At 58.0% G+C, this 9,055-nt stretch carries 7 protein-coding genes and 1 other RNA gene; 2 read left to right on the top strand and 6 right to left on the bottom strand.

Annotation, left to right across the window (positions count from 1 at the left end):
• Positions 1–181: 181 nt before the first annotated feature.
• The 6 genes from WC370_09365 to WC370_09340 all read right to left on the bottom strand — a co-directional run bounded on the left by WC370_09365 (position 182) and on the right by WC370_09340 (position 7,032).
• Positions 182–748 carry an O-acetyl-ADP-ribose deacetylase gene (locus WC370_09365; GenBank protein ID MFA5309674.1) on the bottom strand — a complete coding sequence of 189 codons (567 nt, stop codon included), beginning with the start codon at positions 746–748 and terminating at the stop codon, positions 182–184.
• A gap of 15 nt (positions 749–763) precedes the next feature.
• Positions 764–1,906, bottom strand: a complete 1,143-nt coding sequence (locus tag WC370_09360) for a S41 family peptidase (protein ID MFA5309673.1) — start codon at positions 1,904–1,906, stop codon at positions 764–766.
• A gap of 61 nt (positions 1,907–1,967) precedes the next feature.
• Positions 1,968–2,372, bottom strand: an RNA gene (gene rnpB, locus WC370_09355) — RNase P RNA component class A.
• A gap of 571 nt (positions 2,373–2,943) precedes the next feature.
• Entirely contained in the window at positions 2,944–4,857 is a 1,914-nt protein-coding gene (locus tag WC370_09350; GenBank protein ID MFA5309672.1) for a hypothetical protein, read from the bottom strand.
• A 45-nt stretch (positions 4,858–4,902) separates the two neighbouring features.
• Entirely contained in the window at positions 4,903–6,762 is a 1,860-nt protein-coding gene (locus WC370_09345; GenBank protein MFA5309671.1) for a hypothetical protein, read from the bottom strand.
• 63 nt (positions 6,763–6,825) lie between these two features.
• Positions 6,826–7,032 carry a helix-turn-helix domain-containing protein gene (locus WC370_09340; protein MFA5309670.1) on the bottom strand — a complete coding sequence of 69 codons (207 nt, stop codon included), beginning with the start codon at positions 7,030–7,032 and terminating at the stop codon, positions 6,826–6,828.
• 160 nt (positions 7,033–7,192) lie between these two features.
• Between WC370_09340 and WC370_09335 the strand changes: the two genes are divergently transcribed.
• Both WC370_09335 and WC370_09330 read left to right on the top strand, forming a co-directional pair.
• A complete protein-coding gene (locus WC370_09335; GenBank protein MFA5309669.1) occupies positions 7,193–7,507 on the top strand; it encodes a hypothetical protein in 315 nt (104 codons plus the stop codon).
• A gap of 135 nt (positions 7,508–7,642) precedes the next feature.
• The gene (locus WC370_09330; GenBank protein ID MFA5309668.1) at positions 7,643–9,040 is read left to right on the top strand and encodes a phage portal protein; all 1,398 of its coding nucleotides are present in this window, start codon (positions 7,643–7,645) and stop codon (positions 9,038–9,040) included.
• Positions 9,041–9,055: the final 15 nt, after the last annotated feature.

The following is a 9,055-nucleotide window of genomic DNA, read 5'->3' as shown; positions in this document are numbered from 1 at the left end:
GGGCTAATGGAAGTCCAGGCACGGCGACCCTCGCTCTCCAACGGTTTTATTAAACCAAGGGGGAATCGGTCTGCCGTGCCTTTAAAGCTTATATTACCATCTTTCAAACATACAAGGGGGCAAGGGGGTGAGGCTGGAACGGTTAGGCATGCATTATAACTGAATGCAATCAGGTCTTTATTTATCCTTTTCCCCCCGCCGCCCGTTGCAGCGCCGCGGCGTAAGCGTTAAAAGTGTTCGGGTCATGCAGCACGAAAACCACCTCTTTGATGCTGCTTTCCCCGGCAAGAAAAGATGCCGCCTCCCCCAGCGCTATCGGCGCGGCCAATTCCACCGGGTAGCCGTAAACCCCGGTGCTGATGGAGGGGAAAGATACGGAAGATAATTTATATTCGGCGGCCAGCTTCAGGCTTTCCCGGTAGGCGCTGGCCAGCAGTTCCGGCTCGCCTTGTTTCCCCCCGTGCCAGACAGGCCCCACCGTATGGATAACGTATTTGGACGGCATATCGCCGGCGGTGGTGATGGCCGCCTGGCCGGTAGGCAGACGCCCCTGCCTCGCCACTATTTGCTTGCACTCTTCCAGGATGGCGGGGCCGCCGGCGCGGTGGATAGCCCCGTCAACCCCCCCGCCCCCCATTAGACCGGAGTTGGCCGCGTTCACGATTGCCCCGGTGGCCTGCCGGGTAATATCCCCCTGGATAAGGGAGAGCTCGGACTTGTTTATCTGCCGGGCGAGTTTTTCCGCCATGTTATGCCTCTCCCTCTAATGGTTCATGCCGTGCAGGTAGTCTATCGCCCACTGGAGCTCTTCCTCGCCGGTAATGTCCAGCAGCCTGTCCGGGATAATACCGTTGCCCTCGATGAGCGTGCCGTTGGGGGTAAGCCAGCGGGCGATGGTGATATATATGCCGGAGCCGTCGCTCAAATGCAGCAGGGTGTTTACGCTGCCTTTGCCGTAGGTCACGTTGCCGGCCACCATGGCGCGGCCGCGGTCCTGGAGGGCGCCGGTCAGTACCTCGCTGCCGCTGGCGCTGAACTCATCCACCAGCACCACCATCGGCAGGGCGGTGGTCACTTTCTGGGAGACGGCATGATGTACCTCTATGTCTCCCTCCCGGCTCCTTACGGACACGATAACGCCGTCGGTGATGAAATGGCTGGCCACCTGGACGACGATATCCAGGATGCCGCCGGGATTGCCGCGCAGGTCGAGCACGATGCCCGCGGCGTTTTCCGCCGCCAGGTTGGGCATTATCTTGGCGAACTCTTCTTCGGTACGGTTGGTGAACTGGAGGATGCTGATAACCGCGATATCGCCCCGCATTTCAAAGGATACGCTGGGCACCTCCACTTTGGCCCGGGTCACGCTGATGGTCACCGGCTCCGTTTCCCCCTCGTGGAGGATTAGCAGTTCCACCGTGGTGCCGCTGGTCCCGCGTATCTTGCTCACCACCATGTCCTGGGTCTGACCTTCCGTGGATTCGCCGTTGACTGCCAGTATTACATCGTTTTTCTTGATGCCGGCTTTTTCCGCCGGCGCTCCGGCGATGGGCGCCACGATGATTATCTTGCCTTCGAGGGTGCTGACCACCGCGCCGATGCCTTCGAACGACCCCTCGAAATCGCTCTGGACCATCTCGTATTCTGCGGGCGCGTAGTAAGCGGTATAGGGGTCATGCAGCGAGGCAAGTATCCCCTTGATCGCCCCGGCGGTGATATTGGCGGTGACGATTTTGCCGGGTTCCACGTACTTGGCGATGACGTCGTTCAGGGCTTCTTCGATGACGTTCAGCCCTTCCGGGGAGGGAGGCGGGTTGCCCTGTCCCACCAGAAATCCGCCGCCGAAAGCAAGCACGATGACGATGATAAGTACCATACTGGCGATAGTCTTGGATGAGTTGAACATGAGATTGTTCTCCCTCTACGCGTTGGGATGAAAGTCAGGATACGTTACAGACCAGGAGTGTGGGTCAAGTAAACCTGTAAGCCGAGTTCTGTGTCCCGATGAGTCCCCGACCCTGTCGGGGCGAATCGGGACGGTGACCATCTATCTGGTTCCTCCGTTACCGGAGAAATCTAGCGACCAACCCGGGGACGGACCGGGCGTTCCATAGTCCCTCTATTCGGTCTTGCTCCGGATGGGGTTTGCACGGCCGGCCGGTCACCCGGCCGCCGGTGAGCTCTTACCTCGCCATTTCACCCTTACCCCGCATGAGTCCCGATTTTATCGGAACGAATCGGGGCGGTATGTTTCTGTGGCACTTTCCGTAGGGTCGCCCCTCCTGGGTGTTACCCAGCATCCTGCCCGTCGGAGCTCGGACTTTCCTCCCTGATACGCCTGAACGCATCGAGGCGGTCACCCGGTTTACTTGACCCGATTATAGTGTAGTTGGTGCCGGAGTGATAGTCAATGGGGCTGAGAAAAAGGTACTGTCATTTGGCTCTCCCCTGCGTTCCCGGATGGGAAACTGTCACATCCCTCACTCCCCTCGTCATCCCGTAATTGATATGGGCTCCGGGTACTCCGCCTTGCTCCAATAATTGGATGTAATAAAAAAACCCCGGGGTGTGTCATTCCGGCGCAGGTAGCATACCCCGTATGTTAATCGGGGCCGGAATCCATTGACAGTGTAAGCATTATTTGAATTAACTCGCCCCCTGACATAGCCGTACAAAGGATGGATGGTAAAATAGAAATTAACCCTCATCCCGCAATCGATCGTCCCTCTCCCTGCCAGCGGGGAGAGGGTTAACTTGAAGGGGATAAAAGGAAAAAGGGTAAGTCACATCCCTCACTCCCCTCGTCATCCCGTACTTGATACGGGATCCAGGTGCTCCGCCTCGCTGAAATTATCGGGTGCAGTAAAAAACTCCCCTCTCCTCCGGGAGGCAGGGTCCGGAGGAGAGGGGATGCCAGAGGGGGTAATGGTTATCTATATGCTGTTAGTAAGAGAAGGCGGTGCGCCTGCCCAGCCAGAGGCCGGCCAGGAAGAAAACGACTGCGCCCACTGCGATGGTCAACCACAGCGGCCAGCCTACGTAGCTGAAAGGTTTGATTACCTTGAACTGCCCCGGACTGGTCCAGGCGCTGTCGTTGGAGGCGGCGTCTACCGCCCTGATTCGCCAGTAATAAACGCCCAGATCGCTGGAAAGATTGAGCCCTTCCGCTTCGGTCAGCTTGTATTGAGATTCCATCAGTCCTGTCTTGTTCAGGACCAGGGAATCGGCGCTGAAACCGGTATCCGTGGCTATTTGCAGCTCATATTTGACCGGGGCGCTGGCATCGGTTACATCGTTCCAGTCGAACAGGTACGGTTTCTTCAAGGAAGCGCCGGAGGCCGGTGCTGCGCCTGTCGGTACTGATGGAGGCGTGGATTCCAGCGTAAATGTGACGCTCTCCGTGTTGACGCCGTCCGTTACGGCAATGACATGGTCGCCGTGAGCGCTGGCCGGGATCTGGAAGGGAGAAGTGACGAAGTGCCCGTCCGCGCCGGCGGTGCTTTCGGTGATTTTCGTGCCGTCGTAGGTGACGGTTACCAGGCTGTTATTCAGGAAGCCGGAGCCCCAGATGACTACTGATGACCCCACCGTATTGCCGTCGGCGCTGGCGCTTACAGTGGTGGCGGAAGCGGTAACGGTAAAGGTGGCGCTGGCGGTAGCGGTGCCGGCGGTCACGGTAATTGTATGCGCTGATATGGCGGCGGTGGTCGGTACGGTGATAACGCTGCTGAAAATGCCGCTGGCGCGTACGGCGGTATCGCCGGATTTAGGCGTAACGGCCGCCCCGTCGAAGATGAAAATCAGCGCGGTGCTCGCCGGGAAACTGGAGCCGCTGATGGTAACGTCCGTGCCGGCTGACCCGGAGGCGGGAGACAGCGTGTCCAGGGTGGCGGAAGAAGTGACGGTGAAGGTGGCGGTAGCCGAGCCGCCGCCCGCGGTAACGGTGATGGTATGGGCGCCCGCGGCAAAGCTCGTCGGAATGGTTACCGTGGTGATGAAGATACCGCTGGTGCGCGTGGCGCTGTCACCGGATTTACGGGCAATTGACGTGGCGTCCAACTTAAAGGTTAGCGCTTGGCTGGCCGGGAAGCTGGAGCCGGTAATCACTACATCGATCCCCGCCGCGCCGGAATCGGGTGAAAGGTCGTCCAGCGTCGGGGAAGCGCTAACGGTGAAGGTCGCCGTGGCGGTGCTGCTGCCCGCGGTAGCGGTAATCGTATGCGCCCCGGCGGCTATAGAGGGAACGGTGATGGTGCTGCTGAAAGCGCCGGTGCTCAATGTGGAAGTCTGACCCGCGGTGGGTATAACGGTAATGGTATCGAATCTAAAAGCAAGAATCGTGCTCGCCGTGAATCCGGTGCCGTTAATCACCACTGATGTCCCCGCCACGCCGGTTGCCGGGCTTATCGTAATCGCCGGATTGCCTATCACTGTAAAGGTACTAACGGTGACTATCCCTCCGGCGGGTAAAGCTACGTAGACATAATAGGTGCCTGGGGATACGGCTACGCTTCCGGTTGAGGTCAGTAGTGTGGGGACGGTGAAAGTGGTATTGATAACCCCGCTGGCATCGGCTGTGGCGGTAGCCACTGTTTGAAAAACGGTCACCTGAGCTCCGATAGCTTGCGTTACCGAGGCTGCTTGGCTGGAAAAATAAACATAATAGATTGAAGGTACAGTTGGCGTAGAAGGCGTAAAGCCCCCGCCGAAGATATTAACTATGGCGCCGGTTGCCCCGCTGGACGTAGATAATGTGACTGATGGTAGCGCAAACGCCGGCGCGGCCACCAGCCCTATCGTCAAGAGTGATAGTACCAGTGCTATCCCGATTATTCGTAAAAGCTTGGCGTGTTTCATTTGTAACCTCCTTATGTTTTATATAACGTTAAAAATATCAAATGGTTAGTATTGCGGGTAGGCTGTTTTTCTCCCCAGCCGGAAGGCGAACAGTACCGCGATAACCGCCCCGATACTGATCATGGTATAGATCGCCCAGCCGGGAAAGGCTGACTTGGGTGCGAACCGGAATGATCCTGTGGGAGACCAGTCGCTGCTGTTGTGGGCGGCATCCACCGCTTTTACTCTCCAGTAATATACCACTCCTTTTTTAAGTTTTAGATTGTTTTCCTTGGTGACCAGCAGTTCCGAGTTGCCCAGCCCGGCCTCGTCCAGTATCGGCGTGGTAAAATCGAGGTTCTGGGATATCTGGAAGTCATAGGTCACCGGGGGGCTCAGGCTGGTCACTGCCTGCCAGCTGAAGCGTATGGGGTACTCCAGCGGGCTGTCGTTCGCCGGCAGCGCCGGCGCGGGTACGGCCGGTACGCTTATGTAGAAAACGGAAGAAGCCGACCATTCTCCAATGTTGCCGGCTCCGTCCGTGGCCTTCACCCTCCAGAAATAGGGGGAGTTCTTGAAGCCGGCGTCCAGCGCTTCGCTGTCGGTCAGGGTATATTCGGATTCCTCCAGCCCGGTCTTGAGCAGCACCGGGCTGGCAAAGTTCTGGTCGGACGCTATCTCGAGGTTGTAGGTCACCGGCACGCTGGCGTCAATCACGTCCGGCCAGTCGAAGTAGGCTTCCGCCCGGGTGAGGGAGCCGTTGGCGGGCAGGGACAGGACCGGCATCGGCGGCGGCTCCGTCTCGATGGCAAAAGAAATGTCTTTGGTGGTGGTGCCGTCGCTGGCGGAGATAATATGCCCGCCGGCATTGCCCGCCGGTACGGTAATGGTCACTGTGAAATCCCCGTTCTTGTCGGTGACGGCGGCGGCGATAAATTCGCCGTCATAGTTCACCGTCACGGCTGTATTGGGCTTGAACCCGATGCCCCGGATGGTAAGATCGCCGCCTACCGCTCCGGTGCCGGCGCTTAGCTTTACGCCGGTGCTAACGGTAAATTCGGCGGTGCCGCTGTTGCCGTTTTCATCCTGGCACTTTATTTCGTAGGCCAGGGGTATCACATCCGGCACCTCGATATCGCTTTCAAAGCTGCCCAGCGTATCGGTTGCCGTCGTCGCTGCTAAAAACTGCCCGAAGTAAATACTGACTCCGCTCGTTGCCGCGAAGCCGGAACCTCTCACGTTCAGCAGTTCCCCGGGCCCGGCGGTGTCCCGGTTAAGCTTTATTTCCGGGAGTACGCTGAACTGCGCTTCCGCGCTATTGCCCATGTTGTTGGTGGCCGTGATGGTATGCATTCCGTGGGGAGCGGGTGGGATGGCCGCGCTGTGGACGAATTTACCGGTGGAGGAAGCCGTGACCGCGCCTATTTTCTGGCTGTCCGGATTATTGAAATAGATGTTCACCGTCGCGCCCACGTAAAAACCGCTGCCGCTTATATCTACATAAGCGCCGGGCGGCCCCGCGCTGGAGTCCAGCGTCAGCTCCGTGGCGTCCACGGTAAAAGCCGCCCCCGCAATCACCGAGGTTGACGTAATGTCCGTCCTTATTTCCACCCGGTGCTCTCCGGCCGCCGCGTCCGCCGGCACGTTAAGCACGGCGGCGAACTCACCGCCTTCCGGCACCGTGACGGGACTGGTGGCCGCTTCGGTTGCGTCGAAGAAAATGTGGATGCTGTCTCCTTCGTAAGAGTTGAAAACGGTGCCGCTGACGGTGACGGCGGTGCCCACCGCCCCGCTGGCAGGGGACAGCGTTATCACCGGCGCCGCCCTGACCGGCAGGGTCGGTACAAAAACCGCTGTTAAAAGCGCCGTGACCGCCAGCACAATGAAGGGGTTACGGTATTTTATTAAGCGGTTTCTTTTCATCATGCCAACCTCCTTTAAAAGGAGATTAACTGCCTGGCCTGGCGGTTTTTTCTTCTTCAGCTCCTATCACGTAATCAATCTTTTCCTGGCTCCTGGACTTGGATTGTACGTGCCGGCGAAGTTGTCCAGGATGTCTTTATTGATGAGCCAGGTGTTGTGAATCTTGTTCGCCGGGAGGTCGCCCTGGCGGCAGAGCCGTTTTACCGTCTCCGGGTGTATCTTGAGGCGGCGGCTGGCCTCCAGGACATTCAGGTAGTTATCCAGTATCGGCATATATCCCTTTTATCTCTATCCGGGTAAATAATGCTTTATCAAAGCAATTATAGCCGACGCAGGCTCAAATGTCAAGAGTGTAAAAAAATGGACAATATAGCGTTGACAAATCAGAACATATGTACTATTCTTGTCCTGTTTGGTGTTTGAGAGGTGCGCTATGGTTGTAGAGACACGTGAGCATTGCGGAGATAGCCCGGAAGAGCAGCGGAAGCCATCGGACAATAAGCCGGACCTCAGGCCGGAGTACTGCCACTACCAGGATGAAGGATGTGAGTACTCAAAGTCTTGCCTGGAGTGCCCTTATCCCCAGTGCCTTTATGATGAGCCGCGCGGACGGCAGCGCTGGCTGAAAGAGCTGCGCAATAAGGAAATCGGGCGGCTGTTTGCCGCCGGCTGGAAGGCTAGAGACCTGGCGTTGCTTTTTGGGGTGAGCCCGCGGACGATTCAGCGGGCGCTGAAAGAAGATAAGTGACCGGTCAAGATGTAAGTAATAAATAGTGAGTAACCCGCCGCAACGCTCATGGTGAGCCTGCCTGCCCTTCATAGCTTCAGCGTAGGAGGGCCGAACCATGGTGCCGGCGGTCAGGCAAAGAAGGAGCGACGTTATATGAATGAAACACTGGCGGCGCAGCTGGCCCGGATGGACCTGGAAAGAATCAAGGGCTATCGGGACCTCCTGGATTTCTATTACGGGCGGCAGTGGGAGGGTAATGGCCGGAACAAGGAAAGGCGCCTGACCTTTAACTACGCTAAGGTATTTATCGAAAAGGTTACCTCTTACCTGATGGCCGGCATCGCCTTTACCGTGGACCCGGCGGACGGTTCCGCTAAAGCTGTGGCAAACGCCCGGCAGGCGGAGGCCGCCCTCAACCGCGTCTATCATGATAACTACCTGGAGCAGCTTGACCTGGAGACGGAAATAGACGGGGCGGTGCTGGGTGACGCCTGCTATAAGGTAATCTGGGACGCCGCGGAAAAAAAGGTCCGGGTCACCGCGCCGGATATCCAGGGCATTTACGCCTGGAGCCTGGGGGATGACACCTCCCGCTTGTGGCGTATCGCCTCCCGCTACCAGCTTTCCCGCGATGAGGTACAGTACCTTTACGGCGTGAAGTCCGCTAATAAGACGGCGGTGGTCGTTGAGCTGTGGACCGACCACGATTTTGAGCTGTATCTGGATAACGTTCTGCTGGAAGCCAAGCCCAATCCCTACGGCTTTATCCCCTTCGTGCTTTTTCCCAATCTGCGGGAGCCCAAGAAGTTCTGGGGCGTGTCTGATTTGCCGCAAATCATGGAGAGCCAGCGGGAGCTTAACCGCGCCATGAGCCAGCTTTCCCGCATCCTGGAGTTGTCCGGTAACCCCATCGCCGTGCTGGAAAATGTGGAGGAGTCGGAGGACATCGCCATCAAGCCGGGTGCCGTCTGGAATATCCCGGAGGACGCCAAGGCCTACCTGCTGGACCTGCTTCAGGGCGGCGGCATCAATCTGCACATTAGTTATATCGACCTTATTTACCGCGCCCTGCATGATTTATCGGAGTCCCCGCGTTCGGCTTTCGGCGGGCTGGAGCGGGATATGTCCGGCGTGGCCTTGGAGATAGAGCTCCAGCCTCTTCTGCAAAAGGTGCGGCGCAAGCGCATTATCCGCACCGCCGCCTACAACCGCCGCAATGAGATGATATTGAAGCTCCTGGAGATGTGCGCCGGGGAGGACTTCGGCGGCGTGCCCGGCGGCGGGCGTTTGAAGGTGGTGTGGGGGCCGGTGCTGCCCCGGGACATGGAGACCCGCGTCGGCAACGAGCAGGTGATGGTGCAGACCGGCATCCATTCCCGCCGCACCGCTATGGGCGAGGTGGGCGTGGCCGACCCCGATTACGAGTTCCGCAGGTGGCTGGAGGAAAGGGAGTCCATTCTCAAGATGAATAAAGAGCTTAACGCTAAGACCAGGGGCGGCGGCGCGAGAGAGAGTGCTTTGACGTCCCGCCTGGAAGGCGTTGAGGAGTAATTTTTAGGAGGACAA

Source organism: Dehalococcoidales bacterium (assembly GCA_041652735.1).
Lineage (GTDB): Bacteria > Chloroflexota > Dehalococcoidia > Dehalococcoidales > RBG-16-60-22 > RBG-13-51-18.
This window is presented reverse-complemented; position numbering and strand designations above follow the sequence as displayed.

Excerpts from the sequence above, each read along its gene's own strand:
- WC370_09335 (MFA5309669.1), top strand. The coding sequence starts at position 7,193 with ATGGTTGTAGAGACACGTGAGCATTGCGGAGATAGCCCGGAAGAGCAG.
- WC370_09330 (MFA5309668.1), top strand. The coding sequence starts at position 7,643 with ATGAATGAAACACTGGCGGCGCAGCTGGCCCGGATGGACCTGGAAAGA.
- WC370_09345 (MFA5309671.1), bottom strand. The coding sequence starts at position 6,762 with ATGATGAAAAGAAACCGCTTAATAAAATACCGTAACCCCTTCATTGTG.
- WC370_09365 (MFA5309674.1), bottom strand. The coding sequence starts at position 748 with ATGGCGGAAAAACTCGCCCGGCAGATAAACAAGTCCGAGCTCTCCCTT.
- WC370_09340 (MFA5309670.1), bottom strand. The coding sequence starts at position 7,032 with ATGCCGATACTGGATAACTACCTGAATGTCCTGGAGGCCAGCCGCCGC.
- WC370_09360 (MFA5309673.1), bottom strand. The coding sequence starts at position 1,906 with ATGTTCAACTCATCCAAGACTATCGCCAGTATGGTACTTATCATCGTC.
- WC370_09350 (MFA5309672.1), bottom strand. The coding sequence starts at position 4,857 with ATGAAACACGCCAAGCTTTTACGAATAATCGGGATAGCACTGGTACTA.